Source organism: Flammeovirga kamogawensis (assembly GCF_018736065.1).
GTDB classification, from domain to species: Bacteria; Bacteroidota; Bacteroidia; order Cytophagales; family Flammeovirgaceae; genus Flammeovirga; species Flammeovirga kamogawensis.
In genome coordinates this window covers 644,489-669,448 of record NZ_CP076128.1, presented here as the reverse complement: position 1 = coordinate 669,448, position 24,960 = coordinate 644,489, and the positions used below count along the sequence as shown (strand labels likewise).

At 31.3% G+C, this 24,960-nt stretch carries 24 protein-coding genes; 17 read left to right on the top strand and 7 right to left on the bottom strand.

From position 1 onward, the window contains the following. Window positions 1-114: 114 nt before the first annotated feature. The 6 genes from KM029_RS02655 (at window position 115) to KM029_RS02630 (ending at window position 5,750) form a co-directional block, all read left to right on the top strand. Window positions 115-942 carry a YihY/virulence factor BrkB family protein gene (locus KM029_RS02655; protein WP_144075243.1) on the top strand — a complete coding sequence of 276 codons (828 nt, stop codon included), beginning with the start codon at window positions 115-117 and terminating at the stop codon, window positions 940-942. A gap of 8 nt (window positions 943-950) precedes the next feature. Then, window positions 951-1,406 (top strand): GNAT family N-acetyltransferase, encoded by a 456-nt coding sequence (locus tag KM029_RS02650; protein ID WP_144075242.1) that lies wholly within the window; start codon window positions 951-953, stop codon window positions 1,404-1,406. A 127-nt stretch (window positions 1,407-1,533) separates the two neighbouring features. Beyond that, the gene (locus KM029_RS02645; RefSeq protein WP_144075241.1) at window positions 1,534-3,555 is read left to right on the top strand and encodes a putative porin; all 2,022 of its coding nucleotides are present in this window, start codon (window positions 1,534-1,536) and stop codon (window positions 3,553-3,555) included. A 20-nt stretch (window positions 3,556-3,575) separates the two neighbouring features. Further along, a complete protein-coding gene (locus KM029_RS02640; protein ID WP_144075240.1) occupies window positions 3,576-4,082 on the top strand; it encodes a hypothetical protein in 507 nt (168 codons plus the stop codon). Window positions 4,083-4,224: 142 nt separating this feature from the next. Further along, a complete protein-coding gene (locus KM029_RS02635) occupies window positions 4,225-5,226 on the top strand; it encodes a hypothetical protein (protein ID WP_144075239.1) in 1,002 nt (333 codons plus the stop codon). Continuing rightward, window positions 5,226-5,750 (top strand): NUDIX hydrolase, encoded by a 525-nt coding sequence (locus KM029_RS02630; RefSeq protein ID WP_144075238.1) that lies wholly within the window; start codon window positions 5,226-5,228, stop codon window positions 5,748-5,750. The genes KM029_RS02635 and KM029_RS02630 overlap by 1 nt, the downstream gene beginning before the upstream one ends. Here KM029_RS02630 and pflA read toward each other — a convergent pair. From pflA to KM029_RS02615, 3 genes are all read right to left on the bottom strand, one after another. Continuing rightward, on the bottom strand, window positions 5,747-6,526 hold the full coding sequence (gene pflA / locus KM029_RS02625) for a pyruvate formate-lyase-activating protein (protein WP_144075237.1): 780 nt from the start codon (window positions 6,524-6,526) through the stop codon (window positions 5,747-5,749). The genes KM029_RS02630 and pflA overlap by 4 nt on opposite strands. Window positions 6,527-6,596: 70 nt before the next feature. Further along, entirely contained in the window at window positions 6,597-7,406 is an 810-nt protein-coding gene (locus KM029_RS02620) for an ABC transporter substrate-binding protein (RefSeq protein WP_144075236.1), read from the bottom strand. A 56-nt stretch (window positions 7,407-7,462) separates the two neighbouring features. Then, on the bottom strand, window positions 7,463-8,692 hold the full coding sequence (locus tag KM029_RS02615) for an S-adenosylmethionine:tRNA ribosyltransferase-isomerase (protein WP_144075235.1): 1,230 nt from the start codon (window positions 8,690-8,692) through the stop codon (window positions 7,463-7,465). Between the two features lie 301 nt (window positions 8,693-8,993). Between KM029_RS02615 and KM029_RS02610 the strand changes: the two genes are divergently transcribed. Beyond that, the gene (locus tag KM029_RS02610) at window positions 8,994-10,037 is read left to right on the top strand and encodes a quinone-dependent dihydroorotate dehydrogenase (protein ID WP_144075234.1); all 1,044 of its coding nucleotides are present in this window, start codon (window positions 8,994-8,996) and stop codon (window positions 10,035-10,037) included. Between the two features lie 106 nt (window positions 10,038-10,143). Here the strand turns inward: KM029_RS02610 and KM029_RS02605 are convergent, their stop codons facing one another. Then, window positions 10,144-12,057: a RecQ family ATP-dependent DNA helicase gene (locus KM029_RS02605; protein WP_144075233.1), complete on the bottom strand. Its 1,914-nt coding sequence runs from the start codon at window positions 12,055-12,057 to the stop codon at window positions 10,144-10,146. Window positions 12,058-12,192: 135 nt separating this feature from the next. On the opposite strand from KM029_RS02605, the gene pyrE reads away from it, so the two are divergent. From pyrE to KM029_RS02590, 3 genes are all read left to right on the top strand, one after another. After that, window positions 12,193-12,828: an orotate phosphoribosyltransferase gene (gene pyrE / locus KM029_RS02600; RefSeq protein WP_144075232.1), complete on the top strand. Its 636-nt coding sequence runs from the start codon at window positions 12,193-12,195 to the stop codon at window positions 12,826-12,828. 106 nt (window positions 12,829-12,934) lie between these two features. Continuing rightward, a complete protein-coding gene (locus KM029_RS02595) occupies window positions 12,935-14,302 on the top strand; it encodes a GNAT family protein (RefSeq protein WP_144075231.1) in 1,368 nt (455 codons plus the stop codon). Window positions 14,303-14,316: 14 nt separating this feature from the next. Further along, window positions 14,317-14,892 (top strand): hypothetical protein, encoded by a 576-nt coding sequence (locus tag KM029_RS02590; protein WP_144075230.1) that lies wholly within the window; start codon window positions 14,317-14,319, stop codon window positions 14,890-14,892. 50 nt (window positions 14,893-14,942) lie between these two features. On the opposite strand, the gene KM029_RS02585 is transcribed toward KM029_RS02590, so the two are convergent. Beyond that, window positions 14,943-15,638 carry an SDR family oxidoreductase gene (locus tag KM029_RS02585; protein WP_221465154.1) on the bottom strand — a complete coding sequence of 232 codons (696 nt, stop codon included), beginning with the start codon at window positions 15,636-15,638 and terminating at the stop codon, window positions 14,943-14,945. Window positions 15,639-15,808: 170 nt separating this feature from the next. On the opposite strand from KM029_RS02585, the gene KM029_RS02580 reads away from it, so the two are divergent. From KM029_RS02580 to KM029_RS02570, 3 genes are all read left to right on the top strand, one after another. Further along, window positions 15,809-16,219: a hypothetical protein gene (locus tag KM029_RS02580; RefSeq protein ID WP_144075228.1), complete on the top strand. Its 411-nt coding sequence runs from the start codon at window positions 15,809-15,811 to the stop codon at window positions 16,217-16,219. A gap of 159 nt (window positions 16,220-16,378) precedes the next feature. Next, window positions 16,379-16,774, top strand: coding sequence for a hypothetical protein (locus KM029_RS02575; protein WP_144075227.1), 396 nt, complete (start codon window positions 16,379-16,381; stop codon window positions 16,772-16,774). Beyond that, window positions 16,764-18,749 carry a TonB-dependent receptor plug domain-containing protein gene (locus tag KM029_RS02570; protein WP_144075226.1) on the top strand — a complete coding sequence of 662 codons (1,986 nt, stop codon included), beginning with the start codon at window positions 16,764-16,766 and terminating at the stop codon, window positions 18,747-18,749. The genes KM029_RS02575 and KM029_RS02570 overlap by 11 nt, the downstream gene beginning before the upstream one ends. Window positions 18,750-18,810: 61 nt before the next feature. Here the strand turns inward: KM029_RS02570 and KM029_RS02565 are convergent, their stop codons facing one another. After that, window positions 18,811-19,722, bottom strand: a complete 912-nt coding sequence (locus tag KM029_RS02565) for a WD40 repeat domain-containing protein (protein WP_144075225.1) — start codon at window positions 19,720-19,722, stop codon at window positions 18,811-18,813. Window positions 19,723-19,858: 136 nt separating this feature from the next. Between KM029_RS02565 and KM029_RS02560 the strand changes: the two genes are divergently transcribed. Next, window positions 19,859-20,491, top strand: a complete 633-nt coding sequence (locus KM029_RS02560; protein ID WP_144075224.1) for a 4'-phosphopantetheinyl transferase family protein — start codon at window positions 19,859-19,861, stop codon at window positions 20,489-20,491. On the opposite strand, the gene KM029_RS02555 is transcribed toward KM029_RS02560, so the two are convergent. Continuing rightward, a complete protein-coding gene (locus tag KM029_RS02555; RefSeq protein ID WP_144075223.1) occupies window positions 20,478-21,512 on the bottom strand; it encodes a phosphatase domain-containing protein in 1,035 nt (344 codons plus the stop codon). The two genes, KM029_RS02560 and KM029_RS02555, sit on opposite strands and share 14 nt — an antisense overlap. Window positions 21,513-22,001: 489 nt before the next feature. Here KM029_RS02555 and KM029_RS02550 point away from each other — a divergent pair, with 489 nt between their 5' ends. The 3 genes from KM029_RS02550 (at window position 22,002) to KM029_RS02540 (ending at window position 24,926) form a co-directional block, all read left to right on the top strand. Continuing rightward, window positions 22,002-23,138: a DNA polymerase III subunit gamma/tau gene (locus KM029_RS02550; protein WP_144075222.1), complete on the top strand. Its 1,137-nt coding sequence runs from the start codon at window positions 22,002-22,004 to the stop codon at window positions 23,136-23,138. A gap of 275 nt (window positions 23,139-23,413) precedes the next feature. After that, entirely contained in the window at window positions 23,414-23,857 is a 444-nt protein-coding gene (locus KM029_RS02545; RefSeq protein ID WP_144075221.1) for a hypothetical protein, read from the top strand. Then, window positions 23,850-24,926, top strand: a complete 1,077-nt coding sequence (locus KM029_RS02540; RefSeq protein WP_158631138.1) for a DUF4421 domain-containing protein — start codon at window positions 23,850-23,852, stop codon at window positions 24,924-24,926. Before KM029_RS02545 ends, KM029_RS02540 begins: the two co-directional genes overlap by 8 nt. Window positions 24,927-24,960 lie beyond the last annotated feature (34 nt).

Here is a 24,960-nt window from a genome sequence, read left to right as displayed (position 1 = left end):
TTATTTGTACTGAAATAATTAATAGATTTTCACAACTTTTTAAACTAGAGAAAGATTAATAAAATACTAAACAATATCATCAATGGCTTGAAAAAAGTGTTCAAACTTTCTTCAATGGCTTGGAAGGAATTTAACCTAGATCATGCCTATATATATGGTGCATCTTTAGCTTATTATACAATTGTTTCTTTACCTGCTGCATTAAACCTTCTTTTTACATGGCTTAGTGCTTTCTTCGATGAAAATAAGATCAAAGAAGATATGGTTGAGGAATTAGAATTAATTGCTGGTGATGTAGTTGCTCAACAGTTAAATACAATGATAAATAGTTTAACTGCTTTAAAAATAGACAATACTGTATCTACTATTATAAGTATAGGAACTCTGATTTTTACATCAACATTATCCTTTCATACTTTAAAATTAGCCCTAAATAAGTTTTGGAAAGTACCTCCAAAAACTCAAAAAATAAAGAAAATAGTTATCGATAGGCTTGTTGCTTTCGGTATGATGATCGCACTAGCAGTTATATTCATATTACTTGTAGCTGTAGATTCTATGATTAGTTTTGCTTCTACATTTATTCAAGATTGGCTACCTACAACATACATTGATTTAATATCAATTGTTAGGTTCTTTTCTACTCTTATCATTTCATTCTTTTTATTCTCTGGTATTTATAAATTTATTCCAGACGTAAAAATTAAAAGTAAAGATGCTTACATCGGTGGTTTAGTTACCACTATTTTATTCCAATTAGGTCAATATGGGATTAGATACTATTTAGTTCATTTTCATTCTGCAGCATCTTGGGGAGCTGGTTCTCCAATTATTATTGTTATGGCATGGACTTTTTATTCGGTACAAGTACTCTTCTATGGAGCTGAATTTACTTATGCTTATTCTCAAGAACATGGAAATGGAATAGAAACTGAAAAATAAAAAACATAATGGGAAAATATACTATAAAAATAGCAGACAGCAGTTATGTAAATACAATTGCTGATTTTCAAGTGAAAATGGCTTTAGAAACAGAAGATTATAAGTTAGATCTTGCTACTGTTACTAAAGGTGTTCAACATATATTTGACAACCAAAACGTAGGAAGGTATGTCATAGTAGAAGACAATGGTAAATGTATTGCTTCTATGCTCAACTTATATGAATGGTCTGACTGGCGTTGTGGTAATGTTTTATGGATTCACTCTCTCTTTGTTATTGAAGAATATAGAAGACAAGGCATATTTAGAGATATGTATGAATTTGTAAAAAATGAAGTTGATGCTTCTGAGGATTTAAGAGGTTTACGTTTATATGTTGAGAAAAATAATGATAGAGCTCAAAAAACGTATAAAGCAATGGGGATGACAAAAGAGCATTATGACATGTATGAGTGGTTAAAATAGACTTATACACGTATCTGTTTATCTTTTTTTATGAAAGATTACATTTAGTAGTAATTAAGATTTAACTTTGAACAAATACCTTTAATAAAATAACTCGATTATTTTTATCTACGATCTAGATCTAACCTTGAAAAAAGTAATTTATATATTATTCTCTTTATTATTTATCTCAAATTATTCCTTTGCACAGGATGATGATGAAAAGAAAAAAGAGAAACAAGAGCCAAATAAAGAAGGTGTAACCTTAGAGCAAGATAGTTCTTGGCTTAAAGGTCCACAGACTACTTGGTACATCAATCAAGATGATTGGTATAAAATCCATTTTGAAGAACATGTAATGGACTCTTCTTATACACACCTACACAGGTATGAAGTATACGGACAAAATGGGTTTCGTTATCAAACGCTAGGAAATAACGCTAGTGCATTACATAGTTATTGGGAACAGCCTACTGGAAATTTAGGTCAAGATGTTGGGATTACAGCTTTCGACCCCTATGCTCAAGATTTAGATACATGGGAATATTATTCTGCATATATTCCTGTCACAGATTTTAATGGTGTAGTTGGACAAGATAACAGAGGTAAAATTGGAGGTAAAATAGGTAGAAACATTAACCCTTATTGGGCTGCAGGTCTCCTATTTCAAAGATATAGTGAACCTTATGTTGTTGGTAGAGATAAAATAAGTAATTCATATAACGGTCAAGTTCATACTAGTTTAGGATTTAACACTCGCTATGAAAGTAAAAATAATAGGTATAAGTTATTAGCAAGTTTTTATCAGTACTTTCATGAAGGTCCCGAATCTGGAGGACTAGCAATGCCATCACTTGTTACTGATGAAACTCCTATTGAAGATTTATTTAAACTAGGAAGAGGTCAATTAACAAATTATTTCCAAGATGGTGTTAGTTCATTTAAATGGAATTATAATTACCATTTATATCATCAATATGCACTTGTTGATACTGCAAAGCTGCAAGTTTTTCATGAGTTCACAAGGAATTCATATCGATATCAGTATGCAAACTCCGTTGGAACTATTTCTACTAACAAATTATATTATGATCAATATAATGACTATACAGTAGAAGCAATTAATAATTTACCTCCTGGAGCTGAAAATGATCCAAATTATGTTCCCCCATTAGTAACAGATTATAGTTATGGTGAATTACCATATACAAGTATAAAAGAACAATACATAGATAATAAAATCGGTGTAAAAAGTAGGCTTGGCCCTACCTTTTGGTCAGGTTTTATGAGGTATAGATATTATAAATATCAGCAACAGAATTCTAATGATTTTGTCCCTGTAAAAATTGACAATCAATTATTTGTTGGTGGTGATGTAGAACTTTTATTACCTAAAAAATTAGGGGCATTAACTGGACATGGAGAATTTGAATTACTAAATCAGAATGCTTATAATTTAACTGCAGATGTAACAGGTAAATACCTTAAAGGTGGCTTTATTGTAGAGCAAACGCTCGCTCCAATGATGACTCAATATTTCTCTACTGTATTTATGTCATGGAATGACAAAAAAGATCCTGTTAAAAAGCAACAAATACACATTGCTCCTCAATTACCTTTAGGTGAAAAAGGTAATATTGAAATATTTGGAGAAGTAAATAATATAATAGATTATATTTATTACGATAAGTACGCAAGACCTCAACAGTACGATCAATCAATTGCATATAATAGATTCGGTACTAAATTTAAAGTTAGAACTGGTAATATTCAGCAAATTGCAGAAGTTGTCTACACCCAAAACTCTCATCAAGATGTAATGCCTACACCTGATGTATTTGGCTCTTATGAGGTTTCTTATGTTAGAGAATTTAGAGATGGTATGATCAGTATCTACGCAGGTATTGATACGCATTATACATCTGCTTTTTACGGTTATGCGTTTAACCCTGTTTCACAACAATTCCATTTACAAGACGATTACAAAACTGAAGGTTATTTTAATTTTGATGTCTTTATTGATTTCAAAATGAGAAGATGTATGGCATTTGTTAGAATATCAGATATTTTAAATGCTGTAGATCCTACTACAGGTTATTGGGCCTCTCCTGGTTATATGGGACCTGGATTTGGTATTTCTTATGGTGTTCGTTGGCTAATGTTTGAATAAACCTAGATTGACATATTATTATGAAAAAATTACTTTTTATACTTTTACTTTTTTCTACTTCTGCTCCACTATTTGCACAAAAATTTATTGCTGTTGATAATTTTGGTAGAAATAGAAAAAAAATTTATGAGGGAGATCAAATTATCTTTAAAATGAAAGATGAAAAAACGGTCTATAAAGATAACGTATATGCACTTAAAGATTCCTCTTTCATTTTATATAAGTCAGGCACAGAAATTCCTTTATCTGAAGTAGAAACTATTAAATTTGCTAGAGTCTTCCCTAGAGTACTTTTTGGTGGATTTGGATTTATTGGTACTGGATTTTTAGTTTCTGGTGCTGTCCAAAGAGGACAACTTGATTCTAATGGAAATAGTAACATCAAACATAAAGATGCACAGCTTGTACAAGGCGCTGTTTTTTGGGCACTTGCAATAGCTATGCGTCCTTTCTTCTGGAAAAATTACAAACTTGGAAAAAATAGTCAAGCACAGGTATTAGACTTAACTATTCGAAAATTACCTTGATCTTTTGGTAATTGGTAAGTAAGTTACTAGTCAGAACATTAATTCTATCCCCCTTATGAACTTACGTAGAGGATTATTATTTTTATTGCTTGTGATTTTTTCTAATATCGCACAAGCAGAAAAAAACATACAAATAAACTTCATGACTGAAGTACAAGGATTTAAACTCCTTGATATTGCAAAAGATACTGCTACAATTTCTAAACTTAAAGAATTAAATGCTCAATTATATGTGGGTATTACAGACTTTAGTGAAGACAGAATCTCTGCTTTAAAGATTTTTAAAAAGAATGGTATCGCTTGTCATGCTTGGTTATTACTACCAAAGGGTGAACATTATTGGCCAAATGCACATAATGGTGCTCGTGTATTAGACCGCTTCAATAAATTTAATGCTTGGAGTACTAAAAATAGACTACATTGGCAATCACTTACATTAAGTCTTTCTCCCTATAGTACAGATAGCAGAATAGTTGACAATGGTCCTATTTCTGTAAGTAAAGTAATTTTAAAACGCCTAATAAGTGGATCAGTTCAGCATAATGGAGAATTAAACTATGTAAGATTAAGGTCTGTAGCCACTCAGGCTGGGTATAAGGTTTTTAGTATAATCTCTCCATACCAGATAGATGCAAAAGAAGTAAATGTTGATACTTGGAAACAGATTTCTGGTACTTTCGACATGCTGAATGACCAAGAAATATTATCAATTTTTAATTATTATCAAGAAGATACTCCACATACACTTGCTCAAATTAAAGCGTATCAATCGGGTTTTAATCAATTAATTATTGGTTCTGCTAATGCTAAAAAGCCATTATCAAAAGAAGATAATAATAGGGTTTTAACTTGGGATGAACTCTCAAATTATATAACTCTTGCAAGACAATATGATAAGAACATAATTATTTATGGCCTTGAAGGAGCTATCGAGAATCAACTTCTTAATAAGTTATCATTGCACATTGTTGATAGTAAATTACCCAATTTAAAATTAGCAGAAGAAGATGTATTACAAGAAAGAGAAAATACACAAGTACTCTTTACTATTTTAGCTCATCCAGGATGGATAACATTTGCGTTATTCTTTATTGGAATTACTTTTTGTATCGCATTATTAAGAACACTTAAATTATTATTTTAATGCACGTTCTTAATAAATTCAAGTACTGCCCACAATGTGGAGATAAAAATATAGCTTTTGAAAAAAAACACTTTGTTTGTGGAAATTGCAATTTTGATTTTTATATCAATTCTTCTGGTGCAGTGGCAGGGTTAATAACTGATGAAAATGGCAATTTACTTCTAACAAGAAGAAAGTTTGATCCTTTTAAAAACACACTAGATTTACCCGGTGGTTTTATTGATATAAATGAAAAGGCTGAAGATGCTCTAGTAAGAGAAATCAAAGAAGAATTGAATCTTGAAATTACTGAATTAAACTTTTTTGGTAGTTTTCCAAATACTTATACTTTTAAAGATATAGACTATTATACAGTTGATTTAACTTTTGAATGTAAAGTTAGAACCTTTGCTACTTTACAAGCTAATGATGACGTTTCTGAAGTAGAATTTATTCCTTTAAAAAAAATAGATACAACCGAAATTGGACTTTCATCCATAAAAACGATTGTATCTACCTATATTAAGAAAAGTCTCAGTTCTTAATTAACATGAACTTCTTTAAAATACTGCGAAAATATATTTTTCGCTTTTTCAATCTCTTCAGCTGTCGGAGGGTTCACTCCTTCTAATCCATACTGCATGTTTAATGCTTCCCACTTGTGAACACCCAATTTATGATAAGGCTGAATCTCAATTTTTTCAATTGTTTTAAAATCCTTAAAGTGTTGACCTAATTCATGAAGGTATTCTTCTTGATCTGACCACCCTGGAACTAAAACATATCTAATCCACATCTTCTTCCCTTGCTTCTCTCTCAAATCTGCTAATTTCAATGTAGCAGAATTAGAAACAGTTGTTAATTTATGATGCCAATCGTCATTAATATGCTTCACATCAAGCATTAATAAATCTGTATAATCTAATAATTCTTCTACTTCTTTATTCACTAAACGTCCATTAGAATCAAGGCATGTATTTATCCCTTTTTCTTTTAATCGTTTAAATAAAGTAATCAACTTTTTTCTATGCAATAATGGCTCACCACCTGAAATTGTTATTCCTCCTTCATCTCCAAAATAAGGTTTTTGACGAATCACACGCTTTTCTATTTCCTCTAAAGAAATAAATTTGCCGCCTTTCACGTCAAAAGTATCAGGATTATGGCAATATAAACACCTAAATTGACATCCTTGAACAAACACAATAAACCGTATTCCAGGTCCATCATGTGTACCAAAAGTTTCGATTGAATGTATTCTTAATTGTTCAGGGTCTTTGTCGTTTAAATCTGATGAATCTTGCTGTGGAAATGTGCTCATGATTGTATATAATTTATCTTTTCTCGTTTTCGTTACAAAGTTATTGATTTATATAATAATTCTACTCTCCTTAGTCAACTATTGATGTATTACTCCAATTTTCTATTATTTTTCTAAGATGAGGCAACCCTTCCATTATACTTGCAGGACCTGGTTGTAAAATATATAAAGGGTCTATTTCGTGAATTTCATTTGATGAATAAAAGCTAATTTTATTAACGTTTTTTCTACTAAGAAGTTGCTCTTTTTTAAACTTCTTACCACACCAACAAAACAAACCTATATCAGGATTCAAATCAACTACTTGATCAAAAGATTTTATTATCCTTCCACTTGCAGAATGTGAGTTCGATAAATTATCAAAAACATCAATTCCACCTGCAATTTTAATAAGTTCGGAAACCCACTTAATACCAGAAATCAAAGGTTCGTCCCATTCCTCAAAATATACTTTTGGTTTAATTTTAAGTGATTTTGAAAATTGCTTAGCACTTTCAATTTCCTGCTCCATTTTTGTAATTAGTGCAAGTCCTTTTTCTTCAGCACCAACAATACGAGCAACCATCAAAAGTGTTGATAATATCTCATCTATAGAACGTTGGTTTGTGATAATTGTAGGAATTCCTTCTTTAATTAGTCTAGAAGCAATATCAGCTTGAAGATCAGAAAATCCAATAATTAAATCTGGATTAGTAGCTAGTATTTTTTTGTAATTCGCACCTGTAAAACCACAAACCATAGGTTTTTCTTTTTTAGCTTCTATTGGTCGTTCTGCAAAAGCTGATATCCCAACAATTCTATGTTGCTCTTCTAATAAATAAAGCCATTCAGTTACTTCATCAGTTAAACAAACAATTCTATTCGGAAAAGTAGATTTCATTGTAATTGGTATAAAAAAGCCTCTTAAAATTAATTTCTAAGAGGCTATATGTATTTTTAATTTCTAAATAATAGAGATGAATCTCCATAACTTAAAAATCTATATTCATTATCAAGTGCTTGATTATAAACCTTTCTCCAGTCTTCGCCAATAAAAGCCGCTATTAAAAGTACTAAGGTGGTAGATGGTAAATGGAAATTCGTAACTAAAGCATCAATTACTCTAAATTGATAACCAGGCATAATAAAAATAGACGTTTCTCCACTTAAAGTAGAAATATCTTTTTTAATCATATAATCTAGAACTGCTCTAAAAGACTCTTGTCTACTAGGTAAAGACGAATGTTCTGCTACCTTTTGATATGCTTCTAATTTATGAATATCAAATGTTGCTGTATCACCTTCATGAATTAAACGTACACCAAACCAATACGTACTTTCTAAAGTTCTCATTGATGTAGTACCCACACAGGCTACTTTCTTGGCATCAATTAAAGCTTTTATATTTTCTTGTGTAACAATCACTTGTTCATTGTGCATTTCGTGATCTGTTACTATATCTGCAGAGATAGGTTTAAAAGTACCTGCACTTACATGTAGCGTAACCTCTTCTTCTTTAACCCCCTTTGCGGCTAACTTAGCAAGAACATCTTTTGTAAAATGGAGTCCTGCTGTAGGCGCTGCAACTGCACCTTCATTCTTAGAATACACCGTCTGGTAAGTATCCTTATCTTCTTCAGTAGCTGCTCTTTTTATATATGGAGGTAATGGTGTATTACCTGCTGCACTTATAATGTCCACAAATTTCAATGAAGGATTATCCCATTCAAATTTCACAAATCGCTTAGTTCTATCATCATGAGATACTGTTAACTTCACAATCTCACCTTCAACATTTACTGCAGAAACTAAAGATTGATCTTTCCATCTTTTATAATTTCCAATTGCACATTCCCAAACTGTTCCACTTTCTGCTAACATTGCAGCAGAAATATCTCGAGTTGGTTTGATTGGGTTTAAAAGAAAAACCTCAATATTTGCTCCTGTCTCTTTCTGAAAATACAAACGAGCAGGAAGTACCTTAGTATTATTAAAAAATAGCGTATAATCAGCATCTAACTCACCTACAATATCTTTAAAAACTTTATGCGAGATGTTTCCATTCTTATAAAGCATTAATTTAGATTCATCTCTTGGAGAATGTGGGTGTTTTGCAATCCTCCCAGTAGGCAAATCATACTGATAATTATTTAAATCTATTTGTGGTAATTGAATATCCTTATCCATGTTATTTCATTTTTTGAACGCACAAATGTCGCTAATTGCAATCAACGAACAAAGTTTCATTCACAAGCATATAGATATGACTATAAATTAAAGTAATTAACTCAATGTTTTACGACTTTTTAATTGATACAGCCTTATAAGTAAGAGAGAATATAAATCAACTTAAGCTCTGTTAATTCACTTTTAAATAATAATTATAGAAAGTAAACTTCACTTATATACTATTTCTAACTACATTTGCACCGTTTTATACAAACATTTGTTGTTTGTATTCTTTGATAAACTATAACCGTGTGGTGTAATGAGTTTCTACAAATCTGTTGTTAGGCCGTTTTTATTTCAGGTTGATCCTGAAAAAATTCATCATTTTGCAGTAAATTATTTAAAAACAGCTTTCTCTTTACCATTTGCAAAGGGTATTGCAAAAGGTATTTACCAAGTAAATGATCCTAAATTAGAACGAGAAGTATTTGGAATTAAATTCCCCTCTCCTGTTGGATTAGCAGCTGGATTTGATAAGGATGCAAAAATGATTGATGAATTTGCTTGCTTTGGCTTCGGATTCATCGAAATTGGTACACTAACTCCTGTTGGACAACCTGGCAATGAAAAACCTAGAATTTTTAGATTACCACCTGATCAAGGGCTAATCAACAGAATGGGCTTTAATAATGAAGGTGTTGAAGCAGCAGTTGAACGCTTAAAAAAAAGAACATCAAAAGTAATTGTAGGTGGTAATATTGGTAAAAATAAAGTTACACCAAACGAAGAAGCAGTCTTAGATTATGAAAAAGGTTTTCATGCCTTATTTGACCATGTTGATTATTTCACTGTAAATATTTCTTCTCCCAATACACCAAATCTAAGAGCATTACAAGATAAAGAGCCTTTAAAGGAGCTATTAAGTACATTAAAAAAATTAAATAGTGAAAAGGCTACACCTAAACCTATTTTATTAAAAATTGCTCCAGATTTAACTGATGATCAACTAGATGATATCATCGAGGTGGTTCAAGAAACAAAAATTGACGGTGTTATTGCTACAAATACCACAATTAGTAGAGAAGGTTTAACTACACCAAAAAACAAAGTAGAAAGCATTGGAATGGGTGGCTTAAGTGGTGTACCTGTTAGAAAAAGATCTACAGAAGTTATCCGTTATTTATACGAAAAATCTGGAAAAACATTAGATATAATTGGTGTTGGAGGTATTCATACTGCCGAAGATGCTATTGAAAAACTTGAAGCAGGAGCAAAATTAGTCCAAGTTTATACTGGTTTTATTTATGAAGGTCCTGCTTTAGTTAAAGAAATAAACAAAGCTGTTCTTAAGAAACAGTTATAATTTCAGTACAACCTTTATTTACATTTATTCGTATATAAATGCAAAGATTGTTGTAGTTAATGAAAATATCTAGGAGAAAACACTCAAGAATTTGAGTGTTTTCTTTTTATGCAATAATTATTTTTTTTGAAGCACTCCATTTAACCATTTTTCTTTCAAATAAATCAGACAAAGAACGAGTAAAACCCTTTAAATCAACAGGTTTTAACACTAACTCTAATTCATGAAGAGAGAACTCGTCTGTTTTTAAAAGATTCAAGATTTGTTCTTTAAATGGTAAAACATCTTTCTTCCAAGTATTCAATTTCTTTTTCGATAAACAATTGTCACATACTCCACAATTTTCTCCACTATAGTCACCAAAATATTCACGAATACTAATACTTCTACATGTATTTTTATTCTCTATAAAATGAATCATTGCTTTTGCTCTTGCATAATCATGACTCTTTCTTTGTGAAAGTAGTTTTTTATTTATTGGTAATTTTTCTGGTAAATACCTAGGTAAAATAAAGGTGATTTGAGGTTTATCTTTCTTAGGTTGGTAACTAATAATATCTACTTTATCTAATTCAGACAACATAGAGTGCACACGATCTAAGGGAATTCCATTTGTAAATGCAATATCCTTTTCTTCAATTTTCACAAAAGAATTGAACATTTCACCACCATACATTCTGAGCATTCCTTTCATCATTAACTCAAAATGAGGATGACGAATTAGATATGCATAAAAATCTTCTGAAGTCGATTTTATCATAACTGCAGGGTCATGAAAAACACTTTCATTAAAAATCAAAACCTCTTGTTCTTCAAGTCGCCTTAATGCATAATATGTTTCTGTTGGAGGTAAATCATACTTTTTAATAAAAGGTTTAATGTAAAAAGGAAATGAAGCCATCTCTCCGCTACCTACAGCTAAACGATACATATTTCCTAAACAGGAATAGACTCTTCTTAGAAGTTTTTCATTTGGATGCCTTTCTTCAACCCATTCTAAAATCTTTCTTTTTTGATCTGTCTTTACCAATAATACACTGTAAGCTTTTTTACCATCACGTCCACCCCTGCCAGCTTCTTGATAAAATGCCTCTATACTCTCTGGAGACCCTATGTTAACAACGGACCTAACATCTGGCTTATCAATACCCATCCCAAAAGCATTAGTAGCTACTATTACACGTATATTGTTATTAATCCATGCTGTTTGTTTAACACCCCTCTGATCCGTTGGTAAACCTCCATGGTAAAAATCTGAAGAAATTCCATTTGTTTGTAGTAATTGAGCCACCTGCATAGCCATTTTCCTTGTTCTAACATAAACAATTGCACTACCTTTTACATTATTAAGAATCTGCATCATTTTATGTTGGCTATCTTCTTCTTGAAAGACAGAAAATGATAAATTAGGCCTATTAAAACTTCCTTTAAATACTTTGTAGTTTTTATTAAATTTTAAGTACTCTATAATATCTTCTTGGGTTTTGAGTGTTGCAGTTGCTGTTAATGCAATACAAGGCACCTGTGGAATAAGCTCTCTTATTTCACCTATTTTTAAATATTGAGGTCTAAAATCAAATCCCCATTGAGAAATACAGTGTGCTTCATCAACAACTAATAACCCAACTGCCATTCTTTTTAATCTTTCCTGAAAAATTGTCGTTTTTATTCTTTCAGGAGATACATAAAGAAATTTAACCGCACCTTGTACAACATTCTCCAAAAGAATATCTATTTCTCTAAAATTTAACCCAGAATATAATGCCTTGGCAGGAATACCCCTTTCATTTAATTGTTGTACTTGATCTTTCATTAAAGCAATCAAAGGTGTGATCACAATACACACCCCTTTTCTTGCAACACCAGGAACTTGGAAACAAATTGATTTTCCACCTCCCGTTGGCAACAAAGCGAGTGTATCTTTACCTACAAAAGCATTTTCAATTATCTCTTCTTGTAGCGGTCTAAACTGATCATACCCCCAAAATTTCTTTAAAATTTGTAAGAATCCTTCTCTCATATCAAGTATTGACAAATATTTTTTCAGAAATCAAATATCAGAAATTTATTTTATCAATTTCTGTCTTATTTTTGCAAAAATAAATAGAACAGTGATTTTACTGTTTTAACTATACTTACAACATCAGCAATAACAATGGAAAATACAATTGCAAAGAAGGTAGCTTCACTTTTATTGGAAATCAATGCCATCAAAATTCGTCCAAACGACCCTTTCACTTGGGCATCGGGATGGAAGTCTCCAATCTACTGTGACAACAGGTTGTCGCTATCACACCCTCAAGCAAGAACGTATATCAAACATGCATTATGCGCAAAAATTCAAGAGCAATTTGAAGGCGTAGAAGCAATTGTTGGTGTAGCAACAGCGGGTATTCCTCAAGGAGCATTAATTGCAGATGCTTTAGGAATTCCTTTTGCCTATGTTCGTTCTAAGCCAAAAGGTCATGGTATGACGAATATGATTGAAGGTGAACTAAAATCAGGTGCTAAAGTTGTTGTTGTAGAAGATTTAATTTCTACTGGCGGTAGTTCTCTTAAAGCTGCAGAGGCATTAAAAGAAGCTGGTATTGAGGTAATGGGTATGTTAGCAATATTTACTTACGGATTTGATTTATCTGTGAATAATTTTAAAGAAGCTGGTATTCCTCTTGTTACTTTATCTAACTACAATGCAATGTTAGAATTAGCATTAGAAAAAGACTACATACAAGCAAATGATTTAGAATCTCTAAAATCATGGCGTACTTCTCCATCTGAATGGGGAAAATAATACATTACAAAATGATGTAATAAAAAAGGTGATTTGAACGATCACCTTTTTTATTACTTTTTTTAATTGGGAACATTTTCTGTGTTTTTTCAGTTTAATTCTTACAATGTATTATGATTTAGCTTTTGGTGTAATTTCTCCGAATGATGAAAATTTAGCACCACAAAAAATTGATGAGCTTTTAGCTAAGGGATATTTTAGACATGCCCAAAATATGGCATCATATGAAATGATGTTTTTTGAAGAGAAAATGCAAGGCGTTCTCCCTCTTCGTTGTGCGCTTACTCCGAATATGTTTACCAAATCTCAACGAAAAAAAATTAACCAGACTGAAAAGAAGTTCATCGTTGAAATTTGCCCTCTCAAAATAACAAAAGCTCATAAAAAGTTATTTACTGAATACAGAAAAAAACGCTTTAATGAAGATGATAAAGTACTTATTGAGTACTTTGGGGTAGAATCTGACCAAGATCTTGACACGCTTCCATATAGTACTTGGCAAATAAGTTTTTGGTATGATAATCAACTGGCAGCAGTCTCTTATTTTGATGTAGGAGAAAATGCTATTTCAAGTTTAATGGCTATTTATGATGAGCAGTTTAAAAGTGATGGCTTAGGTTTTATATCAATGCTTATTGAAATGAAATGGGCTCAATCTAATGGCATGAATTACTACTACCCAGGCTATACTTTAGATCAACCCTCTTGCTTTGATTATAAATTAAGATTACCAAATGTTGAATATTTTGATTGGCAAGGCAAATGGAAATTTTGGGATTCAATAGACTTAAAGAGTACAAAAAGATCAATTACCTTACATAAGTTACAACAAGGTGTTAAAGAAATTAATAAAACAGCTGTAGTAGTTGGCTATGTAAAAGAAGAAGAAAATTTCTTTGGAAGCTTATGGCATAATATGTTTGATTATACGCAAGCTGTAGAAGCACCTATATATATATCCTATCCAATTGGACAATTTCATCAAATGACGGTAATCTATTTACCTGATGAAGATCAGTATTTGGTTAAGCCTCATCTTTTTAAATTGAAAAATGGAATGGCTGATCTATTAAAAAGTAATGACCCTATAGAAATAGCTAATTTTATAAATGCATATTTTGGTCAGGTTCAACTTGTAGAAACTCGTCTGAATCATACAATACAAGAATTAAAAGACGTAATTAATAATTCTAATATAGAGTTTGAAACTATTGAAGAAATGGGGAATGCTTCTAGATACCCCAATTCTAAATGGTTATCATGTAAAAAAAATGGTTCTGAATGGATGATTATGCCTTTTTGGGATGATGACAAACAAAAGTTTTTTTTCCACCCGTTAACTTTTAGATATAATCAGAATAGATGGGTGTCGCCTTTTGGATTATGTACGCCTGAAATGGCCATATTAAAAATCAGTGATTATATTTGTCGCAAAGAAGAAGATTGGCATGAATTGATGTCAGAAGACAAATAAGCATTAGGTTAAATATGAGTATAGCCGACAACTATAAATTTCTTGAACATGTTGCAGAGCGTAATTCCAACGCAAAATCATTTGATAATTGGCAACAAATAAATTCTCATACCATAATTACAATGGCAAGAAAGTTCTTGGTAGAGAATAATATTTCCGTTAGAAAAGTACCTTTAAAAACAATTCATGCTTTTATTACTGATAGTGCTTTAGAAAGCCTAAAAAAGCAACAGCAAAGGTGGGCTATTTTACTAGCCAATGCTGTCACCTATCAAAACCCTTGCAAACAACATCTTACATTAGTTAAAATACTACGTGATGCATCGCTTGAAGAAGTTGAATTATTACATCACTTAAAAAAGCACTCCTTTATTGAATATGAAACGTCCAGAGTTTGGATAAAACTCAAAGCGGTAGAACAATGGGCTTTAGAAGTACTTAATTGTTCTGGAATTGATATAGAAATAATAATTGAAAACCTTTATATGAAAAGGCTTATTGAGGTTGATGAATCAGAAGAAGAAATAAGAATTGCTCCTTTAGGAATGCATTTTATTGTTGAATGTGAAACTCCATTTGGGATTAAATAGATAACAAAATTATGAGTTTAGCTAGTTTGCTAAACTCATAATTCTTTTTATTAAATATCTCCTAATTGTGGTCTTACAATTATATCTTCAACCACAGCACTATTTGATAAGTTATATGCAGAGAATACTAAATCTGCAATATCTTGAGATTTAATGAATCTTTCTTCAGGAAGGTCTACCCCTGCCCAGCTATTTGTATAAGTAGCGCCTGGCATTACAGAAGTAACTTTTACGTTATAAGGCTTCATTTCTTCTCTTAGAGACCTCGAGAAGCCTAACATAGCATGCTTAGAAATAGCATAAGACCCGCCATTTGCATATGCAACAAAAGAAGCTACAGAAGCGATATTAAATATATATCCTTCTTTCTTTTCAATCATTTTGTTTATCAGACCTCTAGTTATGTAGTAAGTAGAATACATATTTGTCTGCATCATCATTTCAAAAGCTCCCTCATCTTCATTATGAATTGAACCAGGAACAAAAACACCTGCATTATTTACAAGTATCTCAATATCTTCATCTAAACCATTCACATAATTAATAAAACTTAGGCATTCTTCTTTATTTGAAACATCTGCCTGAAAAATATGAACAGTTACATTGTAAACTTCCTCTACTTCGCACTTTAAACTTTCTAAATCTGCTAATTTTCTAGCACAAACAACTACGTTTTTACCAATACCTGCAAACTTATTAATTATTGCTCTACCAATACCTTTTGAACCACCTGTGACTACTATCATTTTTGAAATTAATTTATATTTAAACTATTTAATGACCTTGATTACCTAATTGTTTAAATTAAAGTAAAAGAATATAAATAAGTTAGAACTCAATGTAAATTTAACATACTAATTTATTATTTTTGAAGTATTGAAACTAGAAAACAAAAATCTATTTACAAACCTACATCATGAGACGCCTAATATTAATTTCGTTATTTACCCTTTTAGGAATGCAAGTTCAAGCTCAGTCACAAACTGCGCTTATTTCAAACTCTTTTGCTCAATTAAAAGCAACAGCTACTCAACATATTGCGGGATTAATTGCTAATTCTGGAATAGAAGAAGCACAGACATTAGGTCACCTTTCAATGAACCAAGAAATGTTTATTGAAAAACCTCAGTTGGGCGATATCAACTGTTTGGTATCTGAAATTCAGAACCTAATGCAACACAACGATGGAGTAGAATTTAAAAGTATTGAATTACAAACTGTGCAAACTAGTTTTATAGAAGGTAAAGAAACTATACAATATATTCCGGGTGCTAGAATTTCCATTAAGAACTTTGTATCTAATTGTTTAAAAAAGTATTACAAGTAAATCACTAAGGAAATAAGTACCAAAAGAAGCAGATCAGTTATTGGTCTGCTTTTTTTTATTTTCAAAACAAGTTGTTAATTTTTGTTATTAGCTAACAGGCAATTTCTAATATTTATAAATAGAAACGCTTACTTTGAACTATAATCAAATTTGAACAAAATGTTTTTCTTTAAAAGGTGGTCGAGAAAAGCCTATTCGGTATTTAATTCTCTTAGTAAAGAGATCAAAATCTGTATGCTTGATATTGACTTACATTTTAGTATACCTGTTCAAGAGGTTTTATCTTTTAAAACTAAATTTAACGTAGTAAACGAAGATGAATTTGATGAGATTAGTCTCCTCATTGAACCTCAAGAAATAGCAACAAGTACAAAAAATATAGATGAAGAAGCCTTAAGTACGTTTCTAGCAAATTTCCATTGTTATAATCAGCTACTTAGAACCTACTTCTCTCAACTCTTTTTTTCAAATTCTCACCTCCATTTTTTATGTTTTACAAGCGTCGAAAAATATCGACATTGTAAACCTATGCCTTATCTTTATTATGAAAAATAATCTACTTCGAAAGAGACATTTCTTTACAATTGTACTCTTCTTACTCACGTACTCTATTTTCGGACAAACAAAAATAGAAACTGATACATCAAAAATTACAGAATATTATTTAGAAGAAATCTCTGTTAATTCGGGTCGTGTACCTCAACTCTACTCAGAACAAGCTAGAATTGTTACTTATATTGATAGCGAAAAGCTTCAGGAAATGCCAGTACAAAGCTTAGATCAAGTATTAGGTTATGTTGCTGGTGTTGATATGAGATCTCGAGGCCCTTTAGGTGTTCAAGGTGACTTAAACATCAGAGGTGGTTCTTTTGATCAATCATTAGTGATGTTGAACGGTGTTAATATGAATAACCCACAAACAGGACATCTTAATCTATTCCTGCCTGTTGATATGGAAGCAGCTTATGGTGTAGAGGTTTTAGAAGGACCTGCGTCTAGGGTATTTGGTGCAAATGCATTTACAGGAGCTGTAAACGTTCAAACTAAACCATTGGATCAAAATAATATTTACGCACACGCCATGTATGGTGATTATAATCTACAGAAGTATACAGGTAGAGTCAATTTGGCTTCAGAGAAAACAAGACATCTTATCACTACATCTTATAAAAAAAGTGATGGATATACAGATAATACAGATTTTGAAGATGTCACAGCTTATTATCATGGTAGCTATGATGTGAAAGGTGGCACATTTGATCTTACAGCAGGATATTCTGATAAAGGGTTTGGTGCTAATTCTTTTTATACGCCTGCTTACCCTAATCAATATGAAAGAAATCAGTTATACCATGGTTCTTTACGTTTTACTAATAATGGTAAGATTAAAATTACACCAATGATATATTGGAATAGAACTTACGATAGGTTCGAGTTATTTAGAGAAAACCCTGCGTCATGGTATCAGAATCATAATTACCATAGAATGGATGCTGCTGGAGCAAATGTAAATGCCGTTATACCATCAAAATTTGGTAAAACTGCTATTGGGTTAGATGCTAGATATGAAGGAATAATTAGTAATGTATTGGGAACTCCACTAGATAATCCCGTTGCAATTGAAGGTGTAGAAAATACAGCTTACACAAATGGAAAAGAAAGATATAATTACAGTTTATTCTTAGAACACAACGTTATTCTTGGCAAATTTACGGCCTCTGTAGGTTTAATGTTTAATTACAATACGCAGTTAGAAGAAAATGGAAAAGGTTTTGATATATTTCCTGGTGCTGATGTTTCTTATGCATTATCTAACTCTTGGAGACTATTTACCACTGTAAATACTGCAATGCGTATTCCTACGTATACAGATTTATATTATGATGGACCAACAAATGTAGGAAATGACTCACTTAAAGAAGAAAGAGCCGTTACACTAGAATTAGGTGCTAAATACGATAAAAATGGTATTTCAGGTAGTGCATCTGTTTTTAGGCGTTGGGGAACTGATATTATTGATTGGGTAAAAGAACATCCTGATAGTTTATGGCAAGCTCAAAATTTAACAGAGTTAACCACTACTGGCGTTACACTAAATGCTGGCTTTGATCTGACACAAATGCTCCATAAAGAGGTTTTCTTAAAAAATATTCGGTTCTCTTATTTATACTTAACTGCTGATAAAGGTTCTAGTGAGTATATATCTAATTATGTACTTGATTATTTGAAACATAAAGCTACTTTAGGAATATCACATGGTTTATTTTTAAAAAATCTAAAAGCTGATTGGCAAGTAGTTTATCAAGATAGAAATGGTTCTTTTACAGCATATGATCCCAATGGAAATGGACAAGAAGTCAGTTATGATCCTTTTACCACAGTTGATCTAAGAATAAGCTACACTTGGAAAAACTTGTATTTCTACGGAGAAGGAAGCAATATCTTTGACGTCCAATATTATGATATTGGTAATATTCAACAACCTGGCAGATGGTTGAGAGCGGGTATTAAAATGAATTTAGATTTCTAAAAAACAAAACGGGCTTAAATTTATTGAAAATTTAAGCCCGTTTAATCTATAATTATTATACTTAAAGACCTGCAACTTTCCATGCTGCAGCTGAATGATCATCAGATACAGATATAATAATATCTTCACCAATCCATGCTAACCTATTAATAGAAGTTCCATGTCCGGCATGTCTTGCTTTATCAATTACTTTTAATAATCTAAAATCTTCGGTTCTCCATACTTTTATTGATTTGTCTTTACTACATGTCACAAAATACTTCCCATCTGCTCTAAATACAATATCATTAATTGTATACATATGAGCTACAATATCTTTTTGAGTTTCTATAAAACCATCAAGGTTCCAAATTCTCATATGAGCATCTCTCCCGCCACTAACTAAAAATTGTGCATCAGGTGTTACAGTTAAAGCAAACACAGAGTTTTCATGCCCTAGAAGTTCTCTTACTTCAGAAAGGGTATCAATTGCATAACCTTTAATTAAATGATCGCTACTTCCCGTCCATACAATTTCTTTTTTAGGGTCAATAGCAACAGACCTTACAGATTTCTCAGACACTTTTACTTTTTTAGTAACTGCCCATTGGTCTATTGCCACAACAATTAACCATCCATCGCCGGTACCAATAAATAGCTCATTTTTAAATCTTTTTATAGAAAAGACAGCTTGGTCTGTTAATTTTAAAGATTTTATTTCTTTACCTGACGTTAAATCAAGTAAATGAATTCCATCCGTATTTTGCCCAACAACTAATTGATTTTCTTCAATTAATGGACAAAGAGCATAAACGGTATTTGGCACTTTAGCAACTAACCTACCTTGATCTGCTTGTGCAATATTCCATTCTACTACAAAACCATCTGCTCCTGCAGTATAAAATTTACCGTTATCGTTAAAGTGAACCACACTATATAAACCTTCAGTATGACCTCCAAAATTGGAAATTTTCTCTACTTCTAGTCTTTGCATAATTTTAAGTTTTAATAATTTTGATGATCTACCAATACTAATTTTAAACTTGCACCTCAAAATTTTTCGAAATATACCAACTAACTTTTATAAAAACGCCTTGATAGCTGTAAACTTGAAATTACTATCTTTGTTTATGCCTTTATTAAAAATTGAATACTATACGGATACATTAGTTTGGTGCCTTTGGGAAATTACTGAGGATGAAGACGAGTTATATATGCTTTCTAAAGAAACAAAAGATAACTTTAAACATATAAGCAATGAGAAAGTACGTAAACAAAGTATTGGTGGTAGAGTTGCCCTAAATTATCTTCTTAATGAATTAGATATTGTATATCATGGCATCAGAAAAAAGGAAAATGGAAAACCATTTTTAATAAACCAACCCTATCCTATTTCTATTTCGCATTCTAAAAATATAGCTGCAGCTTTTATTAATTTAGAGGTAGATGATATAGGTATAGATATTGAAGGTATACAACCAAAAGTCTTAAAGCTTTTACCTCGGTTTGCCAATGAAAATGAATTGAATTTTGCTCATAATAAAAACGACAACCCAACAAATTCTACAATTATTTGGACACTTAAAGAAGCTGTTTATAAAGCTTTTGGGAAACTAAATATTGAATTTAAATCGCAAATCGAAACGCAGTTCTTAAACAATGAAATTACAGGAATTAAGATCAAAGAGTTGAATAGCAATTTTAGAAGTTTTCAAAGTAAGTCAATACAATTTGATTCGTTTATTGTGTCTATAGTGTTTTAACTTGTTCCGATTGTCTTTTAAAAAATGCTTGATAGATTCTTCTTTCAATTCTAATTGCTTCTTTTGGATCATGAAAAACATGAAAAGGAACTTTAATTTCTTTAAGTGATTCCTTAACAACTTTCATTGCATCATCTCTTTTGCCTTTAGATACATCTCTGATCATTATACCACAGATATTATCTGGGTATTTTTCAGCGATTGCTTGATAGGTATAAGGATCTCTTTGCCCACTATCCCCTATTAATAAGAACTGCTTAGTGTCAAACTTATCAATTAGGTAAGATATTCTATCTATCTTGTGTTGCGATTTTCCTAAACCAATTCCTTGATCTGAATTTGTTGGTAAAAAGTCTTTCCAATTTTTATGGTAACGTAAATAAATTGGTCCTTTAGGAAATTTTCTTGTCTCAATAAAATGTTTAATCACCCAAAAAAGGTTCATCTCACTATTTGACACATAAAAAAACCTCGCACCTTGAGTGTACATCTCATGGTAAAATTTACTCATCAATTTTACCTCTTTTCTTTTAAAAGCATGTTTTACTATTGTTTGAGGTATTCTTTTTAAGAATGAAGTAGCATGTGTAATTAAGATTGTGTCATCAACATCAGAAATTACCATAAACTTAGCATCTGGAGATACGTTTACAATGCCATTCTTTGAAATATCTGGCAGCTTTATTTCATCTTTTAACTTCTTGTCGTGATAAAATCGAAGTTTTTTATTTAATTCTTTATCAGTAAAATCTCTTGTTAACTTATACTCTACTCTAAAATATCCTTTTGAATCTAATGCAATTGGAAAAGTTTGATTATCAATATTTGCATAAATTACTTTCTCATCACTATGATTATGGTTATATAACTTCCACAGCCTTGATACATGTCTTCTAAATCCTTCTGCTTTTCTAGAAAGATCTAAAAGCCCAGTTTTAAACGTCAATAACTGCCCTTCTATTGATAGAATATTTTTGCTTTCAAAACCTATTAGAGGTAATAAGATGGTCGATTTACTCAAAATTTATCTACTGATTAAGTATTCAAAAAGGAATTATAGAATTTAAGTTAACTGAAAATTGGAGATAAAAAAAGATCGATACTTAAAAGCATCGATCTTTATGATTAGTTGAAAGTTTGTATTTGTAATTAGATTATTAATCTTATTAGTTTGATCAGTGTAGTCTAATTTCAAATTTCTTTAGTCGGAAGCTTGATTTAGCTTAGTATATATATTCGATATCAGATGTCTGTTTTGATATGACTAGTTTAATTCTAGTGAAAAGAACTCCTTCGTCATGTTTCAAATTTACGAAAAAAAATTAGTAAATTTTATATAATTATAAATCTTATTAAAATAATACCATTAATATTGCACTTAACACATTGATTTATAGAATTTTCATAGAATTATTATACTTCATTTGAAAAGAAATATGCTCTAATCATTTCAAACGTGCTAAGATTTTTTAACTTTGTTGTAGATTATATCAAACTGTAAATAGAGTTTATGGAGAATTTTGTTGTTTCGGCACGTAAATACCGTCCGAATACATTCCAATCCGTTGTTGGTCAAGAACATATCACAAATACATTAAAGAATGCTGTAATGAGTAATCATTTAGCACAGGCTTTTTTATTTTGTGGACCAAGAGGTGTTGGTAAAACAACAAACGCTCGTATTTTGGCAAAAACCATTAACTGCGACACTCCTACAGAAGACGGAAACCCATGTAATTCTTGTAATTCTTGTACAAGTTTTAACAATAATGCTTCTTTAAACATTGTTGAACTTGATGCTGCTTCTAATAACTCCGTAGAAGATATTCGTAACCTTATTGAACAAGTACGTTATGCCCCTCAACCAGGCAAAAAGAAAGTTTATATTATTGATGAGGTACACATGCTTTCTACTGCAGCTTTTAATGCTTTCTTAAAAACATTAGAAGAACCACCTGCTTATGCTATTTTTATTTTAGCAACTACAGAAAAACATAAAATCTTACCTACAATTCTTTCTCGATGTCAAATCTTTGATTTTAATAGAATCACGGTAAAAGATATTGTTAAGCAATTGAAAGATATTGCTGAGCAAGAAGGAATTCAAACAGATGATGATGCTTTGCATCTAATTGCTCAAAAGGCAGACGGAGGTATGCGTGATGCTTTATCTATGTTTGATATGATTGGTACATTTTCTAATAACAAATCAATTGATTATCAAACAACTGTTGATAATCTACATATTCTTGATTACGATTATTACTTTAAGCTTACCGACTTTATTAATAAAGGTAATGCATCTCAAGCATTACTTCTTTTTGATGAAATTTTAAGAAAAGGTTTTGATGGTCATAATTTCATAATTGGCCTTTCGGAGCATTTCAGAAATATCTTGGTTTGTAAAGATGCAGTTACATTAGATTTACTAGATGTTTCTGACACTGTAAAACAACGATATAATCAGCAAGCGAAAGAAGTACCACAATCTTTTATTATGACTGCCTTAAATTTAGGTAGTGAGTGTGATTTAAGATATAAAGAGAGTAAAAATCAAAGATTGCATGTTGAGTTGACATTAATGAAAATGTCGCATATCAACAAAGCAATTCGTCTTGCTCAAATAGAAATAAAAAAAAAAGATTAGCTGAACTAAAGGCTAAACAGAAATCTTTAGAAACAAAAAGCTCTCCTAAGCAAGAGAGTAAAACTTCAAAAGATAATACATCGTCTCCTATTTCTGTTTTAGAAGAACTACAAGCAGAAGCAAATAAAATCCAAATACAGCCTACAACTAAAATATCGGGCAATCTAGAACAACTCAAAAGTGGACTCTCTAGAAAGGCTAAAGATATTAAGGCAAATGAGACTAAATCAAATATTCTTGCAGCAAATCAACATCAAAATACTCCTGCTGCAAATATGCCTCCACCTCCTCCTAATAATTTTGGAGGTTCCTCAAAAAAGAAAGTTTCAAAATCCATTGGTCAATCTTTCACTTTAGAATCTGCTCAAAAAGTATGGAAATCTTTTGCTGATAACTACAGTTCTAATGGGAAAAGTAAATTTGCTAGCATTCTTTTAAATGAAGCTACCATTTCTTTAGATTCCCAATTAAACGTAATTGTAGATATTACTAACTCTATCCAAAATGACCATTTAGCAATTGTCCGTTCAGATTTACTTAGACAATTACGTACTGATTTAAAAAATGAAACAATCGAGATCTCTACTCGTATAGTTCAGCTAGAAAATTCTAATGAACCTAAAAAAATGTATTCTGCTCAAGATAAATTTAATTATCTACAAGAAAAGTACCCTGCATTAAAAACATTAAGGCAAAAACTTGGGTTGGATTTTGATTAAGTTTAAAGCTTTAGTTTGGCATATCTTTATATTTATTATACTTCCTAATTTAAATCACCCTACTTGTTTTGGTCAGGATCAAAAAGCCAAATTAGATTATGATTCTACTTATTACACCTCTTATAATGATGATTTACATATTCGTCTTTATAATGTCTATAAATTTAACGACCTCTTAATCCAAGATAAGAATGACCGCTCCAATAATATAATTTATTCTCCTAATGGGAATTTAAATGTTGGCTTTGGTTTTACTTATAGAGGATTAGGAATTAATATCGGCCTTAATCTACCCGCAATTAATAACGACGATGATATTTATGGTAAAACCACGAAACTAGACATGCGTTCTTATATGTATGGACGTAAATATGCTATTGATTTCGGCTTACAGTTTTATCAAGGTTTTTATCTAAAAAACACAATAAAAAACATCCCTCCATTTCCAGATACTACCCCACCTCAAGAAATTAGAGGCGACATGCAAGTTAATACAATTGGCTTTACTGCTTTCAAAATTCATAATTATGAAAAATTCTCTTTTAGAGCCGCTTTTTCACAGACAGAAGTTCAGAAAAAAACTGCAGGTTCACCTATTTACGGCCCTTATTTAAATGTACTTCATTTTTCAGCTGATTCTGCACTTATCCAAGATGGAGAACATGGATTAATATCAAATGTTAAAGATGGATGGTACACAAGTACTGGTTTTTCCGGTGGATATGCTTTTTCAATTGTTCTTTTCAAACAATTTTTCATAACAGGATCTGCAGCTTTTGGTTATGGTTTGGCAATTGGTAATTCTACAATGGAAAATATTGAAGGCAATACAACAGAAGTAACTATTGGTGGAGGGATTAAAGTTAACGCTCGTAGTGCTATTGGTTATAATAATGATAAAACATACGTTGGGCTTTCTATAGTTTTAGAAAGTTATAACATAAACACCCCTGATGATTACTTAAAACTATACATGATGGGACAATTTAGGTTTAATATTGTCCGCAGGTTTGATTGGAAAATTAGTCCTTTTGATTGGATAATGGATAGAACACCTGGATTTAAGTAATGATTTTTAAAAATTTGTTAAATATAACATCTCT

Excerpts from the sequence above, each read along its gene's own strand:
- KM029_RS02575 (WP_144075227.1), top strand. The coding sequence starts at position 16,379 with ATGTTTTTCTTTAAAAGGTGGTCGAGAAAAGCCTATTCGGTATTTAAT.
- KM029_RS02585 (WP_221465154.1), bottom strand. The coding sequence starts at position 15,638 with ATGATAGTAGTCACAGGTGGTTCAAAAGGTATTGGTAGAGCAATAATT.
- KM029_RS02615 (WP_144075235.1), bottom strand. The coding sequence starts at position 8,692 with ATGGATAAGGATATTCAATTACCACAAATAGATTTAAATAATTATCAG.
- KM029_RS02580 (WP_144075228.1), top strand. The coding sequence starts at position 15,809 with ATGAGACGCCTAATATTAATTTCGTTATTTACCCTTTTAGGAATGCAA.
- KM029_RS02545 (WP_144075221.1), top strand. The coding sequence starts at position 23,414 with ATGCCTCCACCTCCTCCTAATAATTTTGGAGGTTCCTCAAAAAAGAAA.
- KM029_RS02635 (WP_144075239.1), top strand. The coding sequence starts at position 4,225 with ATGACTGAAGTACAAGGATTTAAACTCCTTGATATTGCAAAAGATACT.
- KM029_RS02650 (WP_144075242.1), top strand. The coding sequence starts at position 951 with ATGGGAAAATATACTATAAAAATAGCAGACAGCAGTTATGTAAATACA.
- KM029_RS02610 (WP_144075234.1), top strand. The coding sequence starts at position 8,994 with ATGAGTTTCTACAAATCTGTTGTTAGGCCGTTTTTATTTCAGGTTGAT.
- KM029_RS02595 (WP_144075231.1), top strand. The coding sequence starts at position 12,935 with ATGTATTATGATTTAGCTTTTGGTGTAATTTCTCCGAATGATGAAAAT.
- pflA (WP_144075237.1), bottom strand. The coding sequence starts at position 6,526 with ATGAGCACATTTCCACAGCAAGATTCATCAGATTTAAACGACAAAGAC.
- KM029_RS02655 (WP_144075243.1), top strand. The coding sequence starts at position 115 with ATGGCTTGGAAGGAATTTAACCTAGATCATGCCTATATATATGGTGCA.
- KM029_RS02570 (WP_144075226.1), top strand. The coding sequence starts at position 16,764 with ATGAAAAATAATCTACTTCGAAAGAGACATTTCTTTACAATTGTACTC.
- KM029_RS02560 (WP_144075224.1), top strand. The coding sequence starts at position 19,859 with ATGCCTTTATTAAAAATTGAATACTATACGGATACATTAGTTTGGTGC.
- KM029_RS02605 (WP_144075233.1), bottom strand. The coding sequence starts at position 12,057 with ATGAGAGAAGGATTCTTACAAATTTTAAAGAAATTTTGGGGGTATGAT.
- KM029_RS02640 (WP_144075240.1), top strand. The coding sequence starts at position 3,576 with ATGAAAAAATTACTTTTTATACTTTTACTTTTTTCTACTTCTGCTCCA.
- pyrE (WP_144075232.1), top strand. The coding sequence starts at position 12,193 with ATGGAAAATACAATTGCAAAGAAGGTAGCTTCACTTTTATTGGAAATC.
- KM029_RS02550 (WP_144075222.1), top strand. The coding sequence starts at position 22,002 with ATGGAGAATTTTGTTGTTTCGGCACGTAAATACCGTCCGAATACATTC.
- KM029_RS02630 (WP_144075238.1), top strand. The coding sequence starts at position 5,226 with ATGCACGTTCTTAATAAATTCAAGTACTGCCCACAATGTGGAGATAAA.
- KM029_RS02620 (WP_144075236.1), bottom strand. The coding sequence starts at position 7,406 with ATGAAATCTACTTTTCCGAATAGAATTGTTTGTTTAACTGATGAAGTA.
- KM029_RS02590 (WP_144075230.1), top strand. The coding sequence starts at position 14,317 with ATGAGTATAGCCGACAACTATAAATTTCTTGAACATGTTGCAGAGCGT.
- KM029_RS02565 (WP_144075225.1), bottom strand. The coding sequence starts at position 19,722 with ATGCAAAGACTAGAAGTAGAGAAAATTTCCAATTTTGGAGGTCATACT.